The organism is Pseudomonas sp. GW821-FHT07F01 (assembly GCF_059418825.1).
This window is the reverse complement of the sequence record NZ_JBWKQO010000003.1, coordinates 94,876-118,463: the sequence shown is the minus strand read 5'-3', so window position 1 is coordinate 118,463 and position 23,588 is coordinate 94,876. Positions and strand designations below refer to the sequence as shown.

Genomic DNA, 23,588 nt, shown 5'->3' with positions numbered 1-23,588 from the left:
AGGCATGAGCGAAGAAAATACGTACGACTCGACCAGCATCAAGGTGCTGAAAGGTTTGGATGCCGTACGCAAACGTCCCGGTATGTACATTGGCGACACCGATGACGGCAGCGGTCTGCACCACATGGTGTTCGAGGTGGTCGATAACTCCATCGACGAAGCGCTGGCCGGCCATTGCGACGACATCAGCATCATCATCCACCCGGATGAATCCATCACCGTGCGCGACAACGGTCGCGGCATCCCGGTAGATGTGCATAAAGAAGAAGGCGTTTCGGCGGCAGAGGTCATCATGACCGTGCTCCACGCCGGCGGTAAGTTCGACGACAACTCCTACAAGGTCTCCGGCGGTCTGCACGGCGTAGGTGTATCGGTAGTGAACGCCCTGTCCGAGGAGCTGATCCTCACCGTGCGCCGTAGCGGCAAGATCTGGGAACAGACCTATGTCCACGGTGTTCCGCAAGAGCGGATGAAAATCGTTGGTGACAGCGAAACCACCGGTACCCAGATCCACTTCAAGCCTTCGGCTGAAACCTTCAAGAACATCCACTTCAGCTGGGACGTCCTGGCCAAGCGGATCCGTGAACTGTCCTTCCTCAACTCCGGTGTCGGCATCGTCCTCAAGGACGAGCGCAGCGGCAAGGAAGAGCTGTTCAAGTACGAAGGCGGCCTGCGGGCATTCGTTGAATACCTGAACACCAACAAGACTGCGGTCAACCAGGTGTTCCACTTCAACATCCAGCGTGAAGACGGCATCGGCGTGGAAATCGCCTTGCAGTGGAACGACAGCTTCAACGAGAACCTGTTGTGCTTCACCAACAACATTCCTCAGCGCGACGGCGGTACCCACCTGGTGGGCTTCCGTTCGGCCCTGACCCGTAACCTGAACAACTACATCGAGCAGGAAGGCCTGGCCAAGAAACACAAGGTCGCCACCACTGGTGACGACGCTCGTGAAGGCCTGACCGCGATCATCTCGGTGAAGGTGCCGGATCCGAAGTTCAGCTCCCAGACCAAGGACAAGCTGGTTTCTTCCGAAGTGAAGACCGCGGTCGAACAGGAAATGGGCAAGTACTTCTCCGACTTCCTGCTGGAAAACCCCAACGAAGCCAAGTTGGTGGTGGGCAAGATGATCGACGCTGCCCGCGCTCGTGAAGCGGCGCGGAAAGCCCGTGAAATGACTCGACGCAAAGGCGCGCTGGATATCGCCGGCCTGCCGGGCAAACTGGCGGACTGCCAGGAAAAGGACCCGGCGCTGTCCGAACTCTACCTGGTGGAAGGTGACTCTGCTGGCGGTTCCGCCAAGCAGGGCCGCAACCGCAAGACCCAGGCGATCCTGCCGCTCAAGGGCAAGATCCTCAACGTCGAGAAGGCACGCTTCGACAAGATGATCTCCTCGCAAGAGGTGGGCACCCTGATCACCGCGCTGGGCTGCGGCATCGGCCGTGAAGAGTACAACATCGACAAGCTGCGTTATCACAACATCATCATCATGACCGATGCTGACGTCGACGGTTCGCACATCCGTACCCTGCTGCTGACCTTCTTCTTCCGTCAGTTGCCGGAGCTGATCGAGCGCGGCTACATCTACATCGCCCAGCCGCCGCTGTACAAGGTCAAGAAAGGCAAGCAAGAGCAATACATCAAAGACGACGACGCCATGGAAGACTACATGACCCAGTCGGCTCTGGAAGATGCCAGCCTGCACTTGAACGAAGAAGCCCCCGGGATCTCCGGCGAGGCGCTGGAGCGCCTGGTCAACGACTTCCGCATGGTGATGAAGACCCTCAAGCGCCTGTCGCGCCTGTACCCGCAGGAGCTGACCGAGCACTTCATCTACCTGCCGGCCGTGACCATGGAGCAACTGTCCGACCACGCCGCCATGCAGGATTGGCTGGCCAAGTACGACGCCCGCCTGCGCACTTCCGAGAAGTCCGGCCTGGTCTACAAGGCCAGCCTGCGCGAAGACCGTGAACGCAATGTGTGGCTGCCAGAGGTCGAGCTGATCTCCCACGGCCTGTCCAACTACGTCACCTTCAACCGCGACTTCTTCGGCAGCAACGACTACAAGACCGTCGTCTCCCTCGGCGCTCAACTGAGCACCCTGCTGGACGAAGGCGCGTATGTTCAGCGCGGCGAACGCAAGAAAGCCGTCACCGAGTTCAAGGAGGCCCTGGACTGGCTGATGGCGGAAAGCACCAAGCGCCACACCATCCAGCGATACAAAGGTCTGGGCGAGATGAACCCTGACCAGCTGTGGGAAACCACCATGGACCCAAGCATGCGCCGCATGCTCAAGGTGACCATTGAAGACGCCATCGGCGCCGACCAGATCTTCAACACCCTGATGGGTGATGCGGTCGAGCCTCGTCGCGACTTCATCGAAAGCAACGCCCTGGCGGTGTCCAACCTGGACTTCTGATCCGGGGGCACAGCTGGAAATAAAAAGGCCGACGCTTAGCGTTGGCCTTTTTATTGGATGGAGTAAATAAGGACGTTGACCTTCGCGGGTACAAACAGCCACCTATTCGATGAAGCACCCTACCCCATCGCCTGGCGTTTCAATGCCGTGGGCTGTGGCCTGAGTGCTGACCACAAACAGCAAGTCGTACTGTTTGATCAGGTAGCGTCAAAGGCGCTATGGGACTGGTTCATTCCAGTGCCCAGCCTTATCACAGCGCAGAGGTCATATTTTCCTTCGAGGAAAACTTCTTTTACGTGCAGTTTATGGGCCCATGGTGGCGCCTCGGTGAGATGGAATGGATACCTCGACAGCACAGTTTCACAAGATCATTTTCAAGCTCACCGTCGACGCCGACGGTTATCCACCGGTGGAGTATGAGTCGATGTGGGGCATTCAACGGGGGGCAGATGTCTACCAGTTGGATAACACGCCCTACTATCTCTATGGCGTGAGCAAGGGGGACTGGGTGCTGACTCGCGCTGAGGCCCATGAGCGGATCGCGACTGGCGTGGTGCGGCAATCCGGGCACTCGACGCTGCGGGTTTTTGCCGAGCGCGAGTCAGAGCGCTCGGAGATTGTGCAGCACCTGCGCAGCCTCGGCGCCCGGTGCACGGTTACCCGGGGCCTGTCGCTGTTCACTGTGGATATCGCGCCCGAGGTCAGTTTTTGCGCAATCGACCAATACCTGGCCTCCATCACCGACGACCAACATGTCGCCTATGAAGATGCCTGTTTACAGCACGAGGCCATTGAGCCTGCGCGCCTGAGCGAGTGCTCTTCACTGGCCTCACTTGAGTGCGTCACCTGGAGGGATCACTAGGTGCTGTGCTGGCACCTGAGCTGCGAGACGATCCGGCCATCGAACAGGCGCGTTCGAGATGTGTTTATCGATCAGTTGACCCCGCTACGCGGCTGGGCCGGTTCGGCTCATTTCACCCTTTGTAGAAACAGCAATCGCACGGAAATGGGTTATGGATGATGAAAACCAGGAAATATCGATTCGGGTTGTTGCGGGGCAGAACAGCCGTGGCCCGGTCTATGAGCCGCTGCATGTCCGGCGCATTGATGAGGACAGTTACGAGATTCTCTATTCACCAGGGCTGGCGCTGAACCTGGCCAAGGGCGACATCATCTCGATCAAGGATCCGCAGGCCCCCGCCGTGGTGCTCAAGCGTGGCGGCAACTTCTGTATCCATATCTATTCGGATCACATCCCTGAAGAACACATCATGGCCCTGGCGGCGGATGTGGCGAGCGAATTGGGTGGCATGCTCGACGGGCGCTACAAGGGCAATCTGACATTGTCGGTGCCGGCGCGAAACGGCATGGACAACATCGCCCTGTTCTTCAACCGCTTTCGCGAGACCACGGGCAGCGAGTGGTACTACGCCAACATCTATAAAAACCTCGATGACACCGATGACGAGACCCTGCTCGATTGGTGGCTGGCCCTATGAACGAAAGACAGCAGCTTATCTGTGAACGCTACGACCTTGCTCCCCAGGCCCCTGAGCCGATGATTGCGCTGGCCATAGGCTCCCTTGCGCAATCGCCCATCTATGGCACCCGGGTCGAGTTGCCGGAGAACGGCACGGTCAGTTGGTTTATCCACTGCGGCGAACATTCCACTGCGGTGGATTTCTACCAGCCTCTGTGTGCCGAGCATCTGCTCGAGCTGTTGCCGGAGGTGATCGATTACCTGTACCTGCCGAGCGGGACGCGTTTCATCATCGACCGCGCCGGCTATGAAGATGTCTGGCGGGACCCGGAATGATATCAAGCCGCTTTTGAAGGCAAGCAGTCAGCTGCCCTGTTCTTCAGGCGACGCGACACTTTCCAGGCGGTAGCCATAGCCGTAGATCGTCAACAGTTGCCAGCCGCGATCCGCGGTCAGCCCGAGTTTGTTGCGCAAGCGGTAGATGTGGGTATCCAGGGGCCGTGAGGAAACGATTTCCTCATGGGTCCAGAACCGTTCGTACAGGTATTCCCGGGACAGCGGCCGGCCCAGGTTGGCGAACAGGCAGCGGGCCAGGCGGTACTCGCGCTCGGTAAGGCTGATGGGAGCGCCGGCGCGGGTGACGGTCAGTTCCGCATCATCGAAGCTCAGGTCGTTGAAACTCTGCACTTCTTCGCTGTGGTTGCGCTGCAAGCCATGGCGGCGCAGTACCGCGTTGACCCGGGCCTTGAGTTCGTTGGGACGAAACGGCTTGCTCAGGTAGTCGTCGGCACCGGTGTTCAGGGCCTGGACGATATCGCTCTCGGCATCGCGGCTGGTGAGCATGATGGCCGCGGGCGGCGAATCCATGTGTTCCCGGGTCCAGCGCAACAGGGACAGGCCGCTGAGGTCCGGCACTTGCCAGTCGAGGATCAGCAGGTCGAAGGTTTCCCGGCGCAACTGGCGCAGCAGGTCTTCTCCGCGCTCGAAGCTGTGCAAGGTCCAGGGCTGTTCGCCGGGGCCGGGAATCTCTCGCAGTGTCTGTTCCACCCGCGCCAGTTCCGCAGGTTCGTCATCCAGTATCGCGACACGCATGCGAGGCAGTTCCTTATGGTTCCAAGAGCGTCCGGGGCCGTGGCTGCCGGGCTCGGACTGAGGGGAAGTTTAGGCACCTGACCTGAATCTGAACAATTGTGGCGAATTGCTCTTGAGCCCCGGGTCCCTCGGTACGCTGATATCAAATAGCCGGTAAGGCGCCCGGAGCACGGGCCGTCGGGCTATTGAGCAGCACGATACCGGCTCGTACAAACAAGGAAAAGAACCATGGGGAACCTGCTCAGGAAAGGCCAGGTCGCGCTTGTCAGAATATTCAGCGGCGATGATCCGGTGCGTCTTCTCAGTTTGATGCTGGCGGCTTATCTGGGAATCAGTGCCTGTACCGTGCCAGCGTCCACAGCGGGCTGCTGTCAGCCCTCCGGCATCGGGCAATACCCGGCGTCTGCCCTGCCCGCTGGCAGTGACTCCAACCTGACCCTGGACGCCGAGCCCGTGATCGGTCGGACAGCGCTACCCACGAACCTGCAGCCACCGGCCCCGCGCTGGGTGTTCTAGAGACCGCGGCAATGATTCTGAACAAATATTGCAAATCCGTCGCAGCTTTGCGGCCAGCGTTACATTGCTTCCCGCTGAGTGGCACACGGGGGCACCTGGAAGTGCTCCGACACAGGGAGTGTCAACCGCCAGGCTGGCGGGACAACGCGCGCTCGCGCGCGTCGTTGAAGGGGAATACAGGGAGTGCCTCCTCAGGACTTTGGGCCGGGCGACCTGTCGCTCCGGTTCCGACACAGGGACGTGTCACTTTCTTCTCGCCCTGTCCTGTTTCCGCCCTCGCCCGACCGGGTTCCTGTCTTTGGGCGACATCCCGCAGCGTTCGGCTTTCTGCCAACGATCTGCCTCAGGTATGGTGCGTAGGATTTCGCCGCGGTTTTCCCAAAGGCTCTAAGCACATCCATGAATGACCTCTGCCCTTTTCCGTCCACCGGCCGGCCTCAGGTCGCGCGTGTCGCCCTGCTGCTGGCCGGGCTGATTCTGCCGTTGTGTGCGGCACAGGCGGCTGCGCCACGGCTGCCCTATATCGATGACAACCAGCAGTGCCGTGGCCAGCCCCTGCCGGCGACGGTGGAACACCTGACCGGCGAAGCCTGGAAACTGGACGCCAAGGGACGCGAGGTGCTCCTGCAGGAAGGCATGAGCATCGATGAGAAGGAAGGGGTCAGGACCTCGCCGTCGGCCTTCGTCAGCCTGTCCCTGGGAGACGGTTCGCGGGTGGTGCTGCCTTCCAGTTCCCAGGTCACCCTGCAACTCAATAACCAGTACGCCATCCCTCAGGTTGTGCTGGAGCAGGGCCAGATCGAGTCCTACGTGATCAAGCGCACCAGTGATCACGACCGTTTCCAGATCGTTACGCCGGTGGGCGTGCTGGGGGTTCGCGGTACTCACTTCCGGGTACGCAATGACGATCAGCAATCCCTGGTGGAGGTGCTCAATGGCCAGGTGGCGGTGAATCGCGAAGAGGACGCGCCGCAGCCGGGACCGCGGCGTACGCGTCAGCGCCCTGTGGATAAACCGGCAGGCCCGGTGCCGGGTGAAGTCCAGGTCATGGCGCGCCAGGGGCTGCGGATCCAGAAACAGGGCGAGCTCAAGCCGGTGGAACTGCTGGCCGCGCCGAGGCTGCTGGGGCAGGCCGGACAGACCGGTGCCCTGCCCGTCTGGCAACTGATCCTGCAACCTTTGCCCGGGGCCAGCCGCTACCGGGCCCAGGTCGCCACCGACAAGGACTTCCTGAACATCAAGCAGGAGCAGTTCTCCAGCACCCCGCAGGTCAACTTCACCGGCTTGCAGGCATTTTTTTATCACGTGCGTCTTTCGGCGTTCGATGAGCACGGCCTGGAAGGCGAAACCGGGGTCTATGACATCTTTTATTACCCCAGGACCACCCGTGTTGAATAACGCTCCGGTGGGCCGTCCATGAGCGTGTGGCGCCGTCGGGCCGAAGGCCGTGAACCGACCCAGGCTCAGCGCCTGTTCCGCGGGCTGGTGCGGGAGTGGCTGTGGGTCAGCCTGATTCTTCTGCCGCTGACTGCGGTGTTGTCCCTGAGCCACGGCCTGGCCCTGAACAATCTGTTCTACGACAACCTGCGGCGCTTCACCCCGCTACCGGTGGACCCGCGCATCCTGCTGGTGACCATCGACGACTACAGCTTGCAGCAACTGGGACGTTGGCCCTGGCCGCGGGCCATTCATGGCCAACTGCTGGACCGGCTGAGCGCGGCCGAGGCCAAAGGGGTGCTGTTCGATGTGATCCTCAGTGAACCCGGCAGCACGGTGGAAAACGACACCCGCCTGGCTGCCGCCCTGTGCCGGGCCGGCAATGTGTTCCTGCCGGTGCTGCGCCAGGGCGTTGCCCGCTATGGCCAGGACATTGAGGAAATCCCGCCGGTGCCGCTGCTGCGCAATTGCGCCCGCGGCCTGGGCCATATCAATGCCGAAGCGGATGCCGATGGCACGGTGCGCAGCGTGTACCTGCGCGAAGGCCCGGTGCTGGCTCCCCGGGCGCAACTGACGTGGCTGCTGTACCAACTGACCGAAGCCGAGCCGGCATTCCCCCATATGCCCGGGCCCGGTAAACCTCGCGTGGCCCAGGGGTGGCTGCGGTCCAACCCGGTGCGCATTCCCTTTATCAGCGCCGACGCCGGCTTTCCCAGCGTGCCCTATGTCAGCGTGCTGCGGGGCGAAGTGCCGCCGGAGCTGCTGCGCGACCGGCTGATCCTGGTGGGCTCCACGGCCCCGGGGCTGGGGGACCGCTACGTGACCCCGCAATCCGGCAGCCAGGGCACCACCCCGGGGGTGGAGATCCAGGCCAACCTGCTCAACGGCCTGCTCCAGCATCGCAGCGTGGTTGCCCTGGGCCAGTGGTCGGGGATGCTGCTGTCCATGGCCCTGACCGCTGTGTTGCTGGGCCTGTTGCTGTGGCGGCCGCGCCACGCGCTGTGGATAACCCTGGGTTGCATGGGGCTGGGCCTGGCGGGCTCGGTATTGATGCTGCGGCTGGGCTACTGGTGGTCGCCGGTGGCCAGCCTGCTGGGCATGCTGCTGGCCTACCTGATCTGGAACTGGCGCCGGCTGAGCGTGATCCTGGCCTACTTCGGCTGGGAACTGGCGCGCCTGGACAGCGAGCCCAAGGTGTTGCCGGAACGCCGGCGCAGCCAGGCCCCGGCCGGGGATGTGCTGCAGGGGCAGATCGTCGCTCTGGAGCAGGCCCTGAGCCGCACCCGGGACACCCGGCGTTTTATCGCCGATGGCCTGGAGTACCTGCCGGTGGCGACCCTGATCAGCGACCCCGACGGCAAGATCCTGCTGGCCAACCGCAATGCACGGGAAGTGTTTGCCCATTCCCTGGTGGGTGAAGGGCTGATTGCCCAGTTGGCTGCCCTGGGTTACCCGGGCCTGACGGAACCGGCCTTGTACCCCCGGCTGGAACAACTGCCGGCGGTGGAGTTCCGTGATGTTCAGCAGCGCAGCCTGCGCATGGAACTGGCGCCGCTGCTGCCGGTGGACAGCGATACCGCCATTGGCTGGCTGCTGAGCCTCACCGACCTCAGCGTCGAGCGCGACGCCGAACAGCAACGCAGCGTGCTGTTGCGCTTTCTGTCCCATGATCTGCGCGCGCCCCATTCGGCGATCCTGGCCTTGCTGGATGTGCAGCGCCATCAGCCGGCGACGCCCCGGCAGGTGTATGGCCAGATCGAACAGCAGGTACGCCGGGCCCTGGCTCTGACCGAGGCCTTCGTGCAGTTGGCCAAGGCCGAGTCGGAGGCCTACCAGTTCGAACCGAGCATGTTCGCCATGCTGGTGCTGGACGCCTTCGATCAGGCCACGACCTTAGCCCAGTTGAAGGACATTCACCTGGAGCATGACCTGGACGACGAGGGCGAAGGCCTGGTGCTGGCGGACCAGTCGCTACTGACCCGGGCGCTGTTCAACCTGCTGGAAAACGCCATCAAGTACAGCCCGGTGGAGTCCAGGGTGAGTGTGCGGGTCAGTTGTACCCCAGGCTGGCTGCGCTGCGAGATCAGCGATGAAGGCCGGGGTATCGATGCCGCGGATCTGCCCCAGCTGTTCGGCCAGTACCAGCGCTTTGCTTCGGCCAAGGGCATTGATGGCCTGGGCCTGGGCTTGTCCATGGTCAAGGCGGTGGTGGACCGGCATCAGGGCCGTATCAGTTGCCAGAGCGTGGTGGGTCGGGGCTCTTGCTTCATCCTCGAACTGCCTTTGCTGGAGGAATGAAGGGCCGGGAATATCCCAGGTGAAAAAAACCGGCTCAAAGGCCGGTTTTTTTGTCTGCTGAAAAACTTATGCACGTTTTTCCACATTTTATGAGCTTGGGAAATATATATATAAATCAGTGATTTATAATTAGATTTCAAGCCTTGTAGGAAAGGTCGTACACAGGTTATCCACAGAAGCTCATACAGCAACCTTATCCGTAGAAGTGGCCAATGGTGGCAATGAGCCCATATCCCGTTGAGCCTGTTCATTCCAGGCCGCCACCCGGTCATTGAGCTCGGCGATGGCCCGCGGGCCGCTGCCTTCGGCATACATCGGCGCGCCGATGGTCACAGTGATGGTGCCGGGGCGCTTGGCCCAGCCGGTCTTCGGCCAGAACTTGCCCGCGTTGTGGGCCACCGGCAGCACCGGCAGGTCGGCATTCACCGCCAGGGCGCTGCCGCTGCGGGAAAACTTGCCGATCTGGCCGTAAGGCACGCGGGTGCCTTCAGGGAAGATCAGTACCCAGACATTGTCCTTGAGCAACTCGTCGCCCTTGCTCGCCACCTGCTTGAGGGCAGCCTTGGGGTTGTCCCGGTCAATGGCGATGGGCCTCAGCATGGCCATGGCCCAGCCGAAAAACGGCACATACAGCAGCTCGCGCTTGAGCACCTGGCTCAGGGGCTCGAAGTAGGCCGAGAGAAAGAAGGTTTCCCAGGTGCTCTGGTGATTGGAAACGATCACGCAAGGCCGCTCGGGGACGTTTTCCGCGCCCTTCACTTCCACGCGGATATTGAGGAATACCTTGGTCAGCCACAGCGCGCAGCGACACCAGTAGACGTTGATAAAGCGATAGCGCGCCTTGAATGGGAGGAACGGCGCGATAAAAAAGCTCAGGGAGCACCACAGCAAGGAACTGGTGCCCAGTAGCAGGTAAAAGAAAAAGGTTCTGATGGCCTGCAGGATCGACATAGCGGCATTTACCATTGCGGGCATTGCCCGCCTGTTAAAAAGCGCTCTCCCGAACAGTCCTTGGTCAGGATGCCAGAAGGGGCCTAATTGTGGATAAGTTCAGCGGCAACGGCCGCCAGGTCGTCAAAAATCAAGGTGCCTACCGGCAGGGTTTTCCCCAGAGTCTTTTCGCCTTTCCCGGTCTTTACCAATACTGGCTGAGAGTCGACGGCTTTTGCGGCTTCCAGGTCACCGAGACTGTCACCGACAAACCATAGACCTGTCAGCTCTGCCTGGTAATGCTCGGCAATGGTTCGCAGCATGCCCGGTTTCGGTTTGCGGCAGGCGCACCCTTCGTCGGGCCCGTGAGGGCAGTAGACGATCAGCCCGACTTCGCCGCCCTGCTCCGCCACCAGTTCGCGCAGGCGCGCGTGCATGGCATCGAGGGTGGCCAGGTCGTAGTAGCCGCGAGCGATGCCGGACTGGTTGGTGGCGATCGCCACCGTCCAGCCGGCCTTGCTCAACTGCGCAATGGCTTCGATCGCGCCGGGGAGCGGAATCCACTCCTGCACCGATTTGATGTAGGCATCGGAGTCGTGATTGATCACGCCGTCACGATCGAGTATCAGCAGTTTCACAGCAGTTCCCTACCTGATCAGCTCAGTACCGAAATGTCGGCCACGCCCAGGAACAGGCCCCGCAGCCGCGCCAGCAGCGCGTAGCGGTTGGCCCGTACATTGGCGTCCTCGGCATTGACCATCACCGCCTCGAAGAAGGCGTCCACCGGCTCGCGCAGGGCAGCCAGGCGGGCCAGGGTCTCGCTGTACTGGCGGGCAGCGGCCATGGGCTGTACAGCCTGGTCCGCTTGCTGGATCGCCGAGTACAGGGAGAACTCGTTGGCGTTGTCGAAGTACTTGGCTTCGATGGTGGTCGGCACATTGCCTTCGATCTTGCTCAGCAGGTTCGACACGCGCTTGTTCACCGCAGCCAGGGCGGCGGCTTCCGGCAGTTTGCGGAAGGCCTGCACGGCTTGCACGCGCTGGTCGAAGTCCAGGGCCGAACCCGGCTTCAGGGCACGCACCGAGAGGTAGGTGGCCACATCCACGCCTTCGTCTTCGTAACGGGCACGCAGGCGGTCGAAGATGAACTCCAGCACCTGGTCGGCCAGGCCGGCGGCCTTGACCTTGCTGCCGAAGGCGCTGACGGCGAAGGCCACGGCGTCGTTCAGGTCGAGGTCGAACTTCTTCTCGATCAGGATCCGCAGCACGCCCAGTGCCGCGCGACGCAGGGCGTAGGGGTCCTTGCTGCCGGTGGGCAGCATGCCGATGCCGAAGATCCCCACCAGGGTGTCCAGCTTGTCGGCGATGGCCACGGCGGCACCGGTCACGGTGCTGGGCAGCTCGGCGCCGGCGCCACGTGGCATGTACTGCTCGTTCAGGGCCAGGGCGACATCTTCCGGCTCGCCGTCATTGAGGGCGTAGTAGTAGCCGGCGATACCTTGCATCTCCGGGAACTCGCCGACCATCTCGGTGGCCAGGTCGCACTTGGACAGCAGGCCGGCGCGTGCGGCGCGCTGGGCGTCGCCGCTGATGCGCGGGGCAATGAAGGCGGCCAGCTTGGAGATCCGCTCGGCCTTGTCGTAGACGCTGCCGAGTTTTTCCTGGAAGACCACGTTCTGCAGGCGCAGGTTGAAGTCTTCGAGCTTCTGCTTCTTGTCCTGCTTGAAGAAGAACTCGGCGTCGGTCAGGCGTGGGCGCACGACTTTCTCGTTGCCCTCGATGATCTGGCGCGGGTCCTTGCTCTCGATGTTGGCCACGGTGATGAAGCGCGGCAGCAGCTTGCCGTCCACGTCCAGCAGGCAGAAGTACTTCTGGTTGTCCTGCATGGTGGTGATCAGGGCTTCCTGGGGCACTTCGAGGAAGCGCTCCTCGAACGAGCACACCAGTGGCACCGGCCATTCGACCAGGGCAGTCACTTCGTCCAGCAGGTCCGCCGGGACGATCGCCGTGCCTTCCTGCAGGGTCGCCAGTTCCGCGGTGCGCTTGCTGATCAGCTCGCGACGCTCGTTGGCGTCGGCCAGCACGTAGGCGGCACGCAGGTCGGCCAGGTAGTTGGCCGGCGCGGTGATGCGCACGCTTTGCGGGTGGTGGAAGCGGTGGCCGCGGGAGTCGCGACCGGCCTTCTGGGCGAGGATGGTGCAGTCGATGACCTCATCGCCCAGCAGCATCACCAGCCATTGAGTCGGGCGCACGAACTCTTCCTTGCGCGCGGCCCAGCGCATGCGCTTGGGAATCGGCAGGTCGTTCAGCGAATCTTCGACGATGGTCGGCAGCAGGCTGGCGGTCGGCTTGCCCTTGATGCTCTGGCTGTAGCGCAGTTTCGGGCCGCTCTGGTCGATCTCGCTGAGTTCGACGCCGCACTTCTTGGCAAAGCCCAGGGCCGCCTGGGTCGGGTTGCCTTCAGCATCGAAGGCTGCCTGGCGTGGCGGGCCGTCGAGGTTGATGCTGCGATCCGGCTGCTGGGTGGCCAGTTGGGTGATCAGCACCGCCAGGCGCCGTGGCGCGGCGTATACGTGCTTGGCCTGGAAGCTCAGGCCGGCGCTCTGCAGGCCTTTTTCGATGCCGGCCAGAAAGGCTTCGGCCAGGGTGTTCAGGGCTTTGGGTGGCAGTTCTTCAGTGCCCAGTTCAACCAGAAAATCTTGCGCACTCATTGTGCCGCCTCCAACTTAGCCAACACTTCATCACGCAGGTCCGGGGTTGCCATCGGGAAGCCCAGCTTGGCACGGGCCAGCAGGTAGGCTTGCGCAACGGAACGCGCCAGGGTGCGCACACGCAGGATGTACTGCTGGCGTGCGGTGACCGAGATGGCCCGGCGTGCATCCAGCAGGTTGAAGGTGTGAGAGGCCTTGAGGACCATTTCATAGCTCGGCAGCGGCAGTGGCTGATCCAGCTCGATCAGGCGCTTGGCTTCGCTTTCGTAGAAATCGAACAGTTCGAACAGCTTCTCGACGTTGGCGTGTTCGAAGTTGTAGGTCGACTGCTCCACTTCGTTCTGGTGGAACACATCGCCATAGGTGACCTTGCCGAACGGGCCGTCGGCCCACACCAGGTCGTATACCGAATCCACGCCCTGCAGGTACATGGCCAGGCGTTCCAGGCCATAGGTGATTTCACCGGTCACCGGGTAGCACTCGATGCCACCGGCTTGCTGGAAGTAGGTGAACTGAGTCACTTCCATGCCGTTGAGCCAGACTTCCCAGCCCAGGCCCCAGGCGCCCAGGGTCGGCGATTCCCAGTTGTCCTCGACGAAGCGGATGTCGTGCACCAGCGGGTCCAGGCCCACGTGCTTCAGGGAACCCAGGTACAGCTCCTGGAAGTTCTCCGGGTTGGGCTTCAAGACCACCTGGAACTGATAGTAGTGCTGCAGGCGGTTGGGGTTTTCGCCGTAGCGGCCGTCAGTCGGGCGACGACTGGGCTGCACATAAGCGGCGTTCCAGGTTTCCGGGCCGATGGCCCGCAGGAAGGTAGCGGTGTGGAAAGTGCCGGCGCCTACTTCCATATCGTAGGGCTGAAGTACCACACAACCTTGCTCGGCCCAGTACTGCTGGAGGGCGAGGATCAAGTCTTGGAAGGTACGCACGGCTGGCGTAGGCTGGCTCACGAAATTCACCTGTTACTTGGGCTGCGATTTAAGGAGCGGGAGTATACCCGATTCAGTCCTGCGCACGCCCCCTGGAGCCTTATGCCACGCTGCTTTTGGTGTTCCGAAGATCCGCTGTACATGGCTTATCACGATCAGGAGTGGGGCGTGCCGCTGCGCGATGGGCAGCGCTTGTTCGAGTTGTTATTGCTCGAAGGGTTCCAGGCCGGGCTGTCATGGATCACCGTGCTGAAGAAGCGCGAGCACTATCGCCAGGTGCTGTTCGGCTTCGATGTGCAGCGCGTGGCGCAGATGAGCGATGCCGAGATCGACGACCTGATGCAGGACCCGGGCATCATCCGCAACCGCCTCAAGCTCAACGCCGCGCGGCGCAATGCCCAGGCCTGGCTGGAGCTGGAAGACCCGGTGGCCTTTCTCTGGGCCTTCGTCGGTGGCGTGCCGAAGATCAACCATTTCAAGGACCGCAGCGAAGTGCCGGCGGTGACGCCGGAGGCCGAAGCCATGAGCCGCGGCCTGCGCAAGGCCGGCTTCACTTTCGTCGGCCCGACCATCTGTTATGCGCTGATGCAGGCCTCGGGGATGGTCATGGACCACACCCTGGACTGTGATCGGTACGCCATCCTGGCCGATGCGCGGTTAGAATAGCCGGCTGGCGACACGCTTCATGACCAAGATCAGGAGTCATTTGTGGATAAGTTCAAAGGCGCCCTGCTGGTGGGTGCTCTGCGGTTGTTTGCCCTGCTGCCCTGGCGCGCGGTGCAGGCGGTCGGCGCAGCCATCGGCTGGATCATGTGGAAGACGCCCAATCGTTCCCGCGAGGTGGTGCGCATCAACCTGGCCAAGTGTTTTCCACAGATGGACCCGGCGGAACGCGAGCGCCTGGTGGGCCAGAGCCTGAAGGACATCGGCAAGTCCCTGACCGAAAGCGCTTGCGCCTGGATCTGGCCGGCCGAGCGTTCCATTGCCCTGGTGCGTGAAGTCGAGGGCCTGGAAGTACTCAAGGACGCCCTGGCCTCGGGCAAGGGCGTGGTTGGCATTACCAGCCACCTGGGCAACTGGGAAGTGCTCAACCACTTCTATTGCAGCCAGTGCAAACCGATCATTTTCTACCGTCCGCCCAAGCTCAAGGCGGTGGACGAACTGCTGCGCAAGCAGCGGGTGCAACTGGGCAACCGCGTGGCGGCTTCCACCAAGGAAGGCATCCTCAGCGTCATCAAGGAAGTGCGCAAAGGGGGGGCAGTGGGCATCCCCGCCGACCCGGAACCGGCCGAATCCGCCGGGATCTTCGTGCCCTTCTTCGCCACCCAGGCCCTGACCAGCAAGTTCGTGCCGAACATGCTGGCCGGCGGCAAGGCGGTCGGCGTGTTTCTCCATGCCCTGCGCCTGCCCGACGGCTCGGGCTACAAGGTGATCCTCGAAGCGGCGCCGGAAGACATGTACAGCACTGATACCGAAACCTCCTGCGCGGCCATGAGCAAGGTGGTCGAGCGTTATGTGGGGGCCTATCCGAGCCAGTACATGTGGAGCATGAAACGCTTCAAGAAGCGCCCGCCTGGCGAGGCGCGCTGGTACTGAGGGAGCTGGCACGATCTGTGGATAACCCCGCATCGGGAGTTATCCACAGCACACCGAACAAGGGCGCAGAAGATGTCCGATCATCGCAAGTCGTTCCGCATCAAGATTTCCCACGAAAGCATCGGCGAATGCCTGGGGCAGACCCGCAACCTGTCCGCCAGCGGCGTCTATGTACAGAGCCCGGCCCTGGCAAGACTGCCCAAGGGCGCGGTGGTCTACGGCCAGGTCCAGGGCCTGCCGGTGACGGCGCCGCGGGTGCGCATGGAAGTGGTGCAAGTGGACGCGGAAGGGATCGCCCTGCGCTACCTGTGAAATAGCCCTGTAGCCGTTGCCGAGCCCGCGAGGCTGCGAAAAGGACCGAAGGGCCTTGCTTGGCGCTCTCTTGTCGAGCCTGTGCGGGTCTTCAGAGCTAGCGAGCAGTGCATCGGAGTGCCGCCCAGCTCGTTCGCAGCCTGCAGCAGCGGCTACCGAGGAGGGGTGGGGTCAGCCTTGAGACTGGCGGTCGAGTTTTTTCAGGAACACCGTCATTTCCTTTTCCGCCTGCTTGTCGCCGTGGCCCCGGGCCGCTTCCAGGCCCTGTTCCCAGGCCTGGCGCGCTGCCGGCAGGTCGCCCTGCCCCTGGCAGGCCTTGCCCAGCAACTTCCACGCCGCGGAATACTTGGGGTCGAAGGCCACGCAACGTTGCAGGTGCTCGGCGGCCTTGGCGAAATCGCCCTGATCCAGGTAACCCTTGCCCAGGCCGAAGCGCAGCAGGGCGTTATCCACACCCTTGGCGAGCATTTTTTCCAGGGATTCAAGCATCGTTGTCACTCCTGTGGGCTCATGTAGCCGCCGCAGGTTGCGATCAGGCCCGCAGGGCCTTCGCAAGGGCAGCGCCTGCTGCGCAGTCGATCGCAGCCTTCGGCAGCGGCTACAGAGTTGTTGATCAGAAGAAGCTCAGGCCGACGTGGAACAGTTTCTCCACGTCGCGGATGTGTTTTTTATCCACAAGGAACAGGATCACGTGGTCGCCGGCTTCGATCACCGTGTCGTCGTGGGCGATCAGCACTTCTTCGTCGCGAATGATCGCGCCGATGGTGGTGCCCGGCGGCAGGCCGATGTTCTCGATGGCACGGCCGATCACCTTGCTCGACTTGGCGTCGCCGTGGGCGATGGCCTCGATGGCTTCCGCCGCGCCCCGGCGCAGGGAGTGCACGCTGACGATATCGCCGCGGCGCACGTGGGCCAGCAGCGTGCCGATGGTGGCCAGCTGCGGGCTGATGGCGATGTCGATGTCGCCACCCTGGATCAGGTCGACGTAGGCCGGGTTGTTGATGATGGTCATCACCTTCTTCGCTCCCAGGCGCTTGGCCAGCAGCGAGGACATGATGTTGGCTTCGTCGTCGTTGGTCAGGGCCAGGAAGATATCGGCGTCGGCGATGTTCTCTTCCAGCAGCAGGTCGCGGTCCGAGGCGCTGCCCTGCAGCACCACGGTGCTGTCCAGGGTGTCGGAGAGGTAGCGGCAGCGGGCCGGGTTCATCTCGATGATCTTCACCTGGTAGCGGCTTTCGATGGCCTCGGCCAGGCGCTCACCGATCTGCCCGCCACCGGCGATGACAATGCGCTTGTAGGATTCCTCCAGGCGGCGCATCTCGCTCATCACCGCACGGATGTGGGCCTTGGCGGCGATGAAGAACACTTCGTCGTCGGCCTCGATCACCGTATCGCCCTTGGGCATGATCGGCCGGTCGCGACGGAAGATCGCCGCCACCCGGGTGTCGACATTGGGCATGTGCTCGCGCAGCTGGCGCAGTTGCTGGCCCACCAGCGGGCCACCGTAGTAGGCCTTGACCGCCACCAGTTGCGCCTTGCCTTCGGCGAAGTCGATCACCTGCAGCGCACCGGGGTGCTCGATCAGGCGCTTGATGTAGTTGGTCACCACCTGCTCGGGGCTGATCAGCACGTCCACCGGGATCGCATCGTTGTCGAACAGCCCGGCGCGGGTCAGGTAGGCGGCTTCGCGCACCCGGGCGATCTTGGTCGGGGTGTGGAACAGGGTGTGGGCCACCTGGCAGGCGACCATGTTGGTCTCGTCGCTGTTGGTTACCGCCACCAGCATGTCGGCGTCGTCGGCGCCGGCCTGGCGCAGCACCGTCGGGAACGAGGCGCGGCCCTGCACGGTGCGGATGTCCAGGCGGTCGCCGAGGTCGCGCAGGCGTTCGCCGTCGGTGTCGACCACGGTGATATCGTTGGCTTCGCTGGCCAGGTGTTCTGCCAGCGTGCCACCCACTTGCCCGGCGCCGAGGATGATGATCTTCATCCAGTCACTCCCTTAAAACCGTTTAACCGCGTGCGGCGGCAATCTTGATCAGCTTGGCGTAGTAGAAGCCGTCGTGGCCGCCTTCTTGCGCCAGCAACTGGCGCCCGTGGGGCTGCTTGAGGCCGGCCGCAGGCTGCCCCAGTTGGCCGCCGATGTCCAATTCACGAGCACCCGGGGTGCGGGCCAGGAAGGCCTCGATGACCTCGGTGTTCTCGGTGGGCAGGGTCGAGCAGGTGGCGTAGAGCAGGATGCCGCCCACTTCCAGGGCCTGCCACATGGCATCCAGCAGTTCGCCTTGCAGTTGCGCCAGGGCGGCGATGTCTTCGGGCTGGCGGGCCAGCTTGATATCCGGATGGCGGCGGATCACCCCGGTGGCCGAGCAGGGAGCGTCCAGCAGGATGCGTTGGAACGGCTTGCCGTCCCACCAGGCCTGGGTGTCGCGGCCATCGGCGGCGATCAATTGGGCGTCGAGCCCCAGGCGGTCGAGGTTTTCCCGTACCCGCACCAGGCGCTTGGCCTCCAGGTCCACCGCCACTACGCCGGCCAGGGCCGGTTGCACTTCGAGGATGTGGCAGGTCTTGCCGCCCGGGGCACAGCAGGCGTCCAGCACCCGTTGCCCCGGCGCCAGTTCCAGCAGCTCGGCGGCCAGTTGCGCGGCCTCGTCCTGCACACTGATCCAGCCTTCGGCAAAGCCCGGCAGGCTGCGTACATCCAAGGCTTCGTCGAGGACGATGCCGTCCTGGCTATAGACGCAAGCCTTGGCCGCAACTCCCGCTTCGCTCAACAGCTTCAGGTAGGCATCGCGGGAATGATGCCGGCGGTTGACCCGCAGGATCATCGGCGGGTGGGCGTTGTTGGCGGCGCAGATGGCTTCCCACTGCTCGGGCCAGAACGCCTTGAGGGATTTCTGCAACCAGCGCGGGTGCGCGGTGCGCACCACCGGGTCGTGCTCAAGCTCAGCCAGCAGCGTTTCGCTTTCGCGTTGGGCACGGCGCAGCACGGCATTGAGCAGAGCCTTGGCCCAGGGCTTTTTCAGCTTGTCGGCGCAGCCCACGGTTTCACCGATGGCGGCGTGGGCCGGAACCCGGGTGTAGAGCAACTGATAGAGGCCCACCAGCAGCAATGCTTCGACATCGGCGTCGGCTGCCTTGAACGGCTTCTGCAGCAGCTTGGCCGCCAGCGCCGACAGCCGCGGCTGCCAGCGTGCGGTGCCGAAGGCCAGGTCCTGGGTGAAGCCGCGATCACGGGCCTCGACCTTGTCCAGCTGGATCGGCAGCGAGCTGTTGAGCGAGGCCTTGCCGTTGAGCACGGCAGTCAGCGCCTTTGCGGCGGCCAGGCGCGGGTTCATTGGGCGTCCGCCGTCTGGCCGAGGACGGTGCCGATGGCGAATTTCTCGCGGCGGCTGTTGAACAGGTCGCTGAAGTTCAGCGCCTTGCCCCCGGGCAGTTGCAGGCGGGTCAGGCACAGCGCCTGCTCACCGCAGGCAACGATCAGGCCGTCCTTGCTGGCGCCGAGGATTTCCCCCGGCGCGCCCTTGCCTTCGGCCAGGGTGGCGGCCAGCACTTTCAGCGCTTCGCCATTCAAGCTGCTGTGGCAGATCGGCCAGGGGTTGAAGGCCCGCACCAGGCGCTCCAGTTCCACGGCCGGGCGGCTCCAGTCGATGCGCGCCTCGTCCTTGTTCAGCTTGTGGGCGTAAGTGGCCAGGCTGTCGTCCTGGACTTCGCCTTCCAGGGTGCCGGCGGCCAGGCCTTCGATGGCTTGCAGCACTGCGGGCGGGCCCATCTCGGCCAGGCGGTCGTGGAGGCTGCCGCCGGTATCTTCGGCGCTGATCGGGGTGCTGACCTTGAGTAGCATCGGCCCGGTATCCAGGCCGGCTTCCATGCGCATCACAGTCACCCCGCTTTGCGCGTCACCGGCTTGCACCGCACGCTGGATCGGCGCGGCACCGCGCCAGCGTGGCAACAGCGAAGCGTGGCTGTTGATGCAACCCAGGCGCGGAATATCCAGCACCGCCTGGGGCAGGATCAGGCCGTAGGCCACCACCACCATCAGGTCCGGCTTGAGCGCTGCCAGTTCGGCTTGAGCCTCGGCATTGCGCAAGGTCGGCGGTTGCAGCACGGGGATGTCGTTTTCCAGAGCAAGCTGCTTGACCGGACTGGGCATCAGCTTCTGCCCGCGCCCCGCCGGACGGTCCGGCTGGGTGTAGACCGCAACGATCTGGTAAGGGCTGTCGAGCAGGGCCTTGAGGTGTTCGGCGGCGAATTCGGGGGTGCCGGCAAAGACGATGCGCAGTGGCTCAGTCATGGGAATTCTCGATGTTAAACATGCGGAAAAGAAAAAGGCTTGCCGTAGCAAGCCTTTGCAAGACGGTCATCAAGCCTGCTGGCGATGCTGCTTTTCCAGCTTCTTCTTGATCCGGTCACGCTTGAGCGTGGACAGGTAGTCGACGAACAACTTGCCGTTCAGGTGGTCGCATTCGTGCTGGATGCACACGGCGAGCAAACCTTCGGCGATCAGTTCGTAGGGCTGGCCGTCGCGGTCCAGGGCCTTGATCTTGACCCGTTGCGGACGGTCGACGTTTTCGTAGAAGCCCGGTACCGAAAGGCAGCCTTCCTGGTACTGGTCCATCTCGTCGGTCAGGGCTTCGAACTCGGGGTTGATGAACACCCGTGGTTCGCTGCGGTCTTCGGACAGGTCCATGACCACCACGCGTTTGTGCACGTTGACCTGGGTCGCCGCCAGACCGATGCCTGGGGCCTCATACATTGTTTCAAACATGTCGTCGACCAACTGACGCACTTCGTCGTCCACTACGGCCACTGGTTTGGCGATAGTGCGCAGGCGCGGATCAGGGAATTCGAGGATGTTTAAAATGGCCATAAGCGTAATTGCTACACGTGTGAAGTAAGGGCGGAGTCGGCGTCCGCGCAGGTTCTGGACCTGGGCCGCCGGTGCAAAACGTGCTCTGGGATGGAGCGAGCCGTGCAGGCTCTGGCGTTTCACGCGAACGCACATAATAAAGGGATTCAGCCCATGAGGAAATCACTGTTCGCCCTGCTGCTGGCGGGCTGGACCGCCATCGGCCAGGCCCAGGTGCAACTGCGGGACAGTTATCCACAGCACTATCGGGTGCAGCCGGGCGATACCTTGTGGGGCGTCGCCAGCCTGTATCTGCAGCAGCCCTGGCAATGGCGCGAGCTCTGGCCGGCGGGCTTCGCCGGGCAGATCTTCCCCGGCGACCGCCTGCAACTGGTGCGCAATGACGGCCCGCCACGCCTGCAGCTGGAGCGACCAGCGGCGCCGCCGACGGTCAAGCTCGCGCCCCAGGCCCGGCGCTTGCCCCCTGCCCCGATTCCGAGCATCCCCCTGCAAGCGATCAGCAGCTTCTTGCTGGACAACCGCATCGTCGATCAGCCCGGGGCCCTGGAGCAGGCGCCGTATATCGTGGCCGGCGAGGGCGAGCGGGTGCTGGGTGGCATGGGCGACCGGCTTTTCGCCCGTGGCCGGCTGGACCCTGAGCAGCCGGTCTATGAGCTGTTCCGCCAGGGCAAGATCTACCGCGACCCCCTGAGCCAGGAACTGCTGGGGGTCAACGCCGACGCCATTGGCAGCGCCCGGGTGGTGGCGAGCGAAGGTGACCTGGCCACCCTCGCCTTGCAGAGTAGCAACCAGGAAGTGCGCCTGGGTGATCGCTTGCTGGCCGCCGATACCTCGGGGTTGCCGGGCTCCTTCAGCCCCAGTGCCCCGCAACGGCCGGTGGAAGGGCTGATCATCGACGTGCCCCGAGGGGTCACCCAGATCGGCGCCCTGGATGTGGTGACCCTCAACCGCGGGCGCCGCGACGGGCTGCTGGAGGGCAACGTGCTGGCGGTGATCAAGACCGGGGAAACCGTACGCGACCGGCAAACCGGCGAGCCGCTGAAAATCCCCGACGAGGCGGCCGGCTGGCTGATGGTGTTCCGCAGCTACGACAGGCTCAGCTACGGATTGGTACTCAAGGCCACGCGTTCGCTGGCGGTGCTGGACAAGGTCCGCAACCCCTGAGGGAGATCTTTCCTCAACAAGTTACCAACAGAGTTATCCACAGCTTGTTCCAGCTCAGGCTGGAGCCCTGACGATCAAGGATGATCCATGTCGAACTCGATGAGCGGCAGCATTTCCCCGGCAGAACTGGAAGCTCGATTGCGCTTGCACGTCCTGCCCGAACTCGGGCCGATGCGTTTTCAGCGCCTGCTTCAGGCATTCGGTTGCGCTTCTAAAGCACTCAGTGCCCCGGCCAGTGCCTGGCGTTCCCTGGACCTGCCGCCGGCCTGCAGCGAGGCCCGGCGCAGCCCCCAGGTGCGCGACGGCGCCCGTCGCGCATTGGCCTGGATAGATAGCCAGGCCCAGCATTTGCTGATGTGGGACCAGCCCGGCTACCCGCCCTTGCTGGCGCAACTCGAGGATGCGCCACCGCTGCTGTTCGTGGCCGGCGACCCCTCGATTCTCGAACGGCCGCAGTTGGCGATGGTGGGCAGCCGTCGCGCATCGCGACCGGGGCTGGACACCGCCGGGGCCTTTTCCCGCAGCCTGGCCCGTGCCGGTTTTGTCATCACCAGCGGTCTGGCCCTGGGCGTCGATGGCGCTGCCCATCAGGCGGCCCTGGATGTTGGCGGGCGCACCGTGGGCGTGCTGGGCACTGGCCTGGAAAATTTTTATCCACAGCGGCACCGGGCCCTGGCCAGGGCCATGATCGACCAGGGCAGCGCGGTGGTTTCCGAGTTCCCTCTGGATACCCCGGCGCGTGCGGAACACTTCCCCCGGCGCAATCGAATCATCAGTGGCCTGGCCCTGGGCGTGCTGGTGGTGGAGGCCAGCGTCGCCAGCGGTTCGCTGATTACCGCGCGGCTGGCGGCGGAGCAAGGCCGCGAGGTGTATGCCATCCCCGGTTCTATCCACCACCCCGGTGCCCGGGGCTGCCACCAGTTGATCCGCGACGGCGCGGTGCTGGTGGAAAGCGTGCAGCACATCCTGGAGACCCTGGCCGGCTGGCAGAACCTGCCGCCCAGCGCCTCGCTGCCGACAGCGGCCTGTACCCACCCGTTGCTGGCCTTGCTGCATGCGGCGCCCCACAGCAGCGAAGCCTTGGCCAGCGCCAGCGGCTGGTCCCTGCCCCGGGTGCTGGCGGCCCTGACCGAGCTGGAGATCGAAGGCCGTGCGGTCCATGAAAATGGGCGTTGGTATGCGCGTCTGAGCTAGGTTTTATAAGCAGGATCGGTAAACTGCGCACAGCTTTTATCTGGAGAGTCGGCAATGGTCAGCAGTTGGCGCGTGCAGCAAGCCGCACGAGAGATTCGCGCAGGGGCGGTGATTGCCTATCCAACCGAAGCGGTCTGGGGCCTGGGGTGCGATCCGTGGAATGAAGAGGCGGTGGATCGCCTGCTGGCGATCAAGTCACGGTCGGTGGACAAGGGCCTGATCCTGATCGCTGACAACATCCATCAGTTCGATTTCCTCTTCGAGGACTTCCCGGACACCTGGATCGATCGCATGTCCAGCACCTGGCCGGGGCCCAATACCTGGCTGGTGCCCCATCAGAACCTGTTGCCCGAGTGGGTCACCGGGGTCCATGACACGGTGGCGCTGAGGGTCAGCGACCATCCGCTGGTGCGTGAGCTGTGCTCCCTGGTGGGCCCGCTGATTTCCACCTCGGCCAACCCCCAGGGGCGCCCGGCGGCGCGCACGCGGCTGCGCATCGAGCAGTATTTCCGTGGGCAACTGGATCTGGTCCTCAGTGGCAGCCTGGGCGGGCGCAAGAACCCGAGCCTGATCCGTGACCTGGCTACCGGCAAGGTAGTTCGGCCCTCCTGAAGCGCTTCGCCGGCAAGTCGGCTCCTACG

General features: G+C 63.4%; 23 protein-coding genes. 13 read left to right on the top strand and 10 right to left on the bottom strand.

Annotation, left to right across the window (positions count from 1 at the left end; all coding sequences use genetic code 11):
* Positions 1–4: 4 nt before the first annotated feature.
* The 4 genes from gyrB (at position 5) to AC07R1_RS11070 (ending at position 4,238) form a co-directional block, all read left to right on the top strand.
* A complete protein-coding gene (gyrB, locus tag AC07R1_RS11085) occupies positions 5–2,422 on the top strand; it encodes a DNA topoisomerase (ATP-hydrolyzing) subunit B (RefSeq protein ID WP_011058394.1) in 2,418 nt (805 codons plus the stop codon).
* 337 nt (positions 2,423–2,759) lie between these two features.
* Entirely contained in the window at positions 2,760–3,284 is a 525-nt protein-coding gene (locus AC07R1_RS11080; protein ID WP_220223483.1) for a DUF4265 domain-containing protein, read from the top strand.
* A 151-nt stretch (positions 3,285–3,435) separates the two neighbouring features.
* Positions 3,436–3,921: a DUF4265 domain-containing protein gene (locus tag AC07R1_RS11075; protein ID WP_053160549.1), complete on the top strand. Its 486-nt coding sequence runs from the start codon at positions 3,436–3,438 to the stop codon at positions 3,919–3,921.
* The gene (locus AC07R1_RS11070; RefSeq protein ID WP_169892327.1) at positions 3,918–4,238 is read left to right on the top strand and encodes an immunity protein Imm33 domain-containing protein; all 321 of its coding nucleotides are present in this window, start codon (positions 3,918–3,920) and stop codon (positions 4,236–4,238) included. Before AC07R1_RS11075 ends, AC07R1_RS11070 begins: the two co-directional genes overlap by 4 nt.
* A 27-nt stretch (positions 4,239–4,265) precedes the next feature.
* On the opposite strand, the gene AC07R1_RS11065 is transcribed toward AC07R1_RS11070, so the two are convergent.
* Positions 4,266–4,994, bottom strand: coding sequence for a response regulator transcription factor (locus AC07R1_RS11065; protein ID WP_011058398.1), 729 nt, complete (start codon positions 4,992–4,994; stop codon positions 4,266–4,268).
* Between the two features lie 228 nt (positions 4,995–5,222).
* Here AC07R1_RS11065 and AC07R1_RS11060 point away from each other — a divergent pair, with 228 nt between their 5' ends.
* From AC07R1_RS11060 to AC07R1_RS11050, 3 genes are all read left to right on the top strand, one after another.
* Positions 5,223–5,510 carry a hypothetical protein gene (locus AC07R1_RS11060; RefSeq protein ID WP_041114921.1) on the top strand — a complete coding sequence of 96 codons (288 nt, stop codon included), beginning with the start codon at positions 5,223–5,225 and terminating at the stop codon, positions 5,508–5,510.
* Positions 5,511–5,909: 399 nt separating this feature from the next.
* Positions 5,910–6,908 (top strand): FecR family protein, encoded by a 999-nt coding sequence (locus AC07R1_RS11055; RefSeq protein WP_183001276.1) that lies wholly within the window; start codon positions 5,910–5,912, stop codon positions 6,906–6,908.
* 18 nt (positions 6,909–6,926) lie between these two features.
* Positions 6,927–9,245 carry a CHASE2 domain-containing protein gene (locus AC07R1_RS11050; protein ID WP_125062504.1) on the top strand — a complete coding sequence of 773 codons (2,319 nt, stop codon included), beginning with the start codon at positions 6,927–6,929 and terminating at the stop codon, positions 9,243–9,245.
* Positions 9,246–9,425: 180 nt separating this feature from the next.
* Here AC07R1_RS11050 and AC07R1_RS11045 read toward each other — a convergent pair whose 3' ends face one another.
* The 4 genes from AC07R1_RS11045 to glyQ form a co-directional block, all read right to left on the bottom strand.
* A complete protein-coding gene (locus AC07R1_RS11045) occupies positions 9,426–10,196 on the bottom strand; it encodes a lysophospholipid acyltransferase family protein (protein ID WP_041114926.1) in 771 nt (256 codons plus the stop codon).
* A gap of 83 nt (positions 10,197–10,279) precedes the next feature.
* A complete protein-coding gene (gene gmhB, locus AC07R1_RS11040) occupies positions 10,280–10,813 on the bottom strand; it encodes a D-glycero-beta-D-manno-heptose 1,7-bisphosphate 7-phosphatase (protein ID WP_011058402.1) in 534 nt (177 codons plus the stop codon).
* A 17-nt stretch (positions 10,814–10,830) separates the two neighbouring features.
* Positions 10,831–12,885: a glycine--tRNA ligase subunit beta gene (gene glyS / locus AC07R1_RS11035; protein WP_495110521.1), complete on the bottom strand. Its 2,055-nt coding sequence runs from the start codon at positions 12,883–12,885 to the stop codon at positions 10,831–10,833.
* On the bottom strand, positions 12,882–13,835 hold the full coding sequence (glyQ, locus tag AC07R1_RS11030; protein ID WP_003177094.1) for a glycine--tRNA ligase subunit alpha: 954 nt from the start codon (positions 13,833–13,835) through the stop codon (positions 12,882–12,884). The genes glyS and glyQ overlap by 4 nt, the downstream gene beginning before the upstream one ends.
* A gap of 81 nt (positions 13,836–13,916) precedes the next feature.
* Between glyQ and AC07R1_RS11025 the strand changes: the two genes are divergently transcribed.
* From AC07R1_RS11025 to AC07R1_RS11015, 3 genes are all read left to right on the top strand, one after another.
* Positions 13,917–14,480, top strand: coding sequence for a DNA-3-methyladenine glycosylase I (locus tag AC07R1_RS11025; RefSeq protein ID WP_047290171.1), 564 nt, complete (start codon positions 13,917–13,919; stop codon positions 14,478–14,480).
* A gap of 42 nt (positions 14,481–14,522) precedes the next feature.
* A complete protein-coding gene (locus AC07R1_RS11020; protein ID WP_011058405.1) occupies positions 14,523–15,410 on the top strand; it encodes a lysophospholipid acyltransferase in 888 nt (295 codons plus the stop codon).
* Positions 15,411–15,482: 72 nt separating this feature from the next.
* On the top strand, positions 15,483–15,722 hold the full coding sequence (locus AC07R1_RS11015; protein WP_011058406.1) for a PilZ domain-containing protein: 240 nt from the start codon (positions 15,483–15,485) through the stop codon (positions 15,720–15,722).
* Between the two features lie 171 nt (positions 15,723–15,893).
* Here AC07R1_RS11015 and AC07R1_RS11010 read toward each other — a convergent pair whose 3' ends face one another.
* From AC07R1_RS11010 to def, 5 genes are all read right to left on the bottom strand, one after another.
* A complete protein-coding gene (locus AC07R1_RS11010) occupies positions 15,894–16,211 on the bottom strand; it encodes a tetratricopeptide repeat protein (protein ID WP_011058407.1) in 318 nt (105 codons plus the stop codon).
* Between the two features lie 124 nt (positions 16,212–16,335).
* A complete protein-coding gene (trkA, locus tag AC07R1_RS11005) occupies positions 16,336–17,709 on the bottom strand; it encodes a Trk system potassium transporter TrkA (protein WP_011058408.1) in 1,374 nt (457 codons plus the stop codon).
* A gap of 22 nt (positions 17,710–17,731) precedes the next feature.
* Positions 17,732–19,057, bottom strand: coding sequence for a 16S rRNA (cytosine(967)-C(5))-methyltransferase RsmB (rsmB, locus tag AC07R1_RS11000; RefSeq protein WP_495110520.1), 1,326 nt, complete (start codon positions 19,055–19,057; stop codon positions 17,732–17,734).
* Entirely contained in the window at positions 19,054–20,013 is a 960-nt protein-coding gene (fmt, locus tag AC07R1_RS10995; protein ID WP_011058410.1) for a methionyl-tRNA formyltransferase, read from the bottom strand. The genes rsmB and fmt overlap by 4 nt, the downstream gene beginning before the upstream one ends.
* 69 nt (positions 20,014–20,082) lie before the next feature.
* Positions 20,083–20,589 carry a peptide deformylase gene (gene def, locus AC07R1_RS10990; protein WP_011058411.1) on the bottom strand — a complete coding sequence of 169 codons (507 nt, stop codon included), beginning with the start codon at positions 20,587–20,589 and terminating at the stop codon, positions 20,083–20,085.
* Positions 20,590–20,742: 153 nt separating this feature from the next.
* Here def and AC07R1_RS10985 point away from each other — a divergent pair, with 153 nt between their 5' ends.
* The 3 genes from AC07R1_RS10985 to tsaC all read left to right on the top strand — a co-directional run bounded on the left by AC07R1_RS10985 (position 20,743) and on the right by tsaC (position 23,559).
* Positions 20,743–21,753, top strand: coding sequence for a LysM peptidoglycan-binding domain-containing protein (locus tag AC07R1_RS10985; protein ID WP_404673903.1), 1,011 nt, complete (start codon positions 20,743–20,745; stop codon positions 21,751–21,753).
* 87 nt (positions 21,754–21,840) lie between these two features.
* The gene (gene dprA, locus AC07R1_RS10980) at positions 21,841–22,947 is read left to right on the top strand and encodes a DNA-processing protein DprA (protein ID WP_401022588.1); all 1,107 of its coding nucleotides are present in this window, start codon (positions 21,841–21,843) and stop codon (positions 22,945–22,947) included.
* Positions 22,948–23,001: 54 nt separating this feature from the next.
* Positions 23,002–23,559 carry an L-threonylcarbamoyladenylate synthase type 1 TsaC gene (gene tsaC / locus AC07R1_RS10975; protein WP_011058414.1) on the top strand — a complete coding sequence of 186 codons (558 nt, stop codon included), beginning with the start codon at positions 23,002–23,004 and terminating at the stop codon, positions 23,557–23,559.
* The last annotated feature ends 29 nt before the right edge of the window (positions 23,560–23,588 follow it).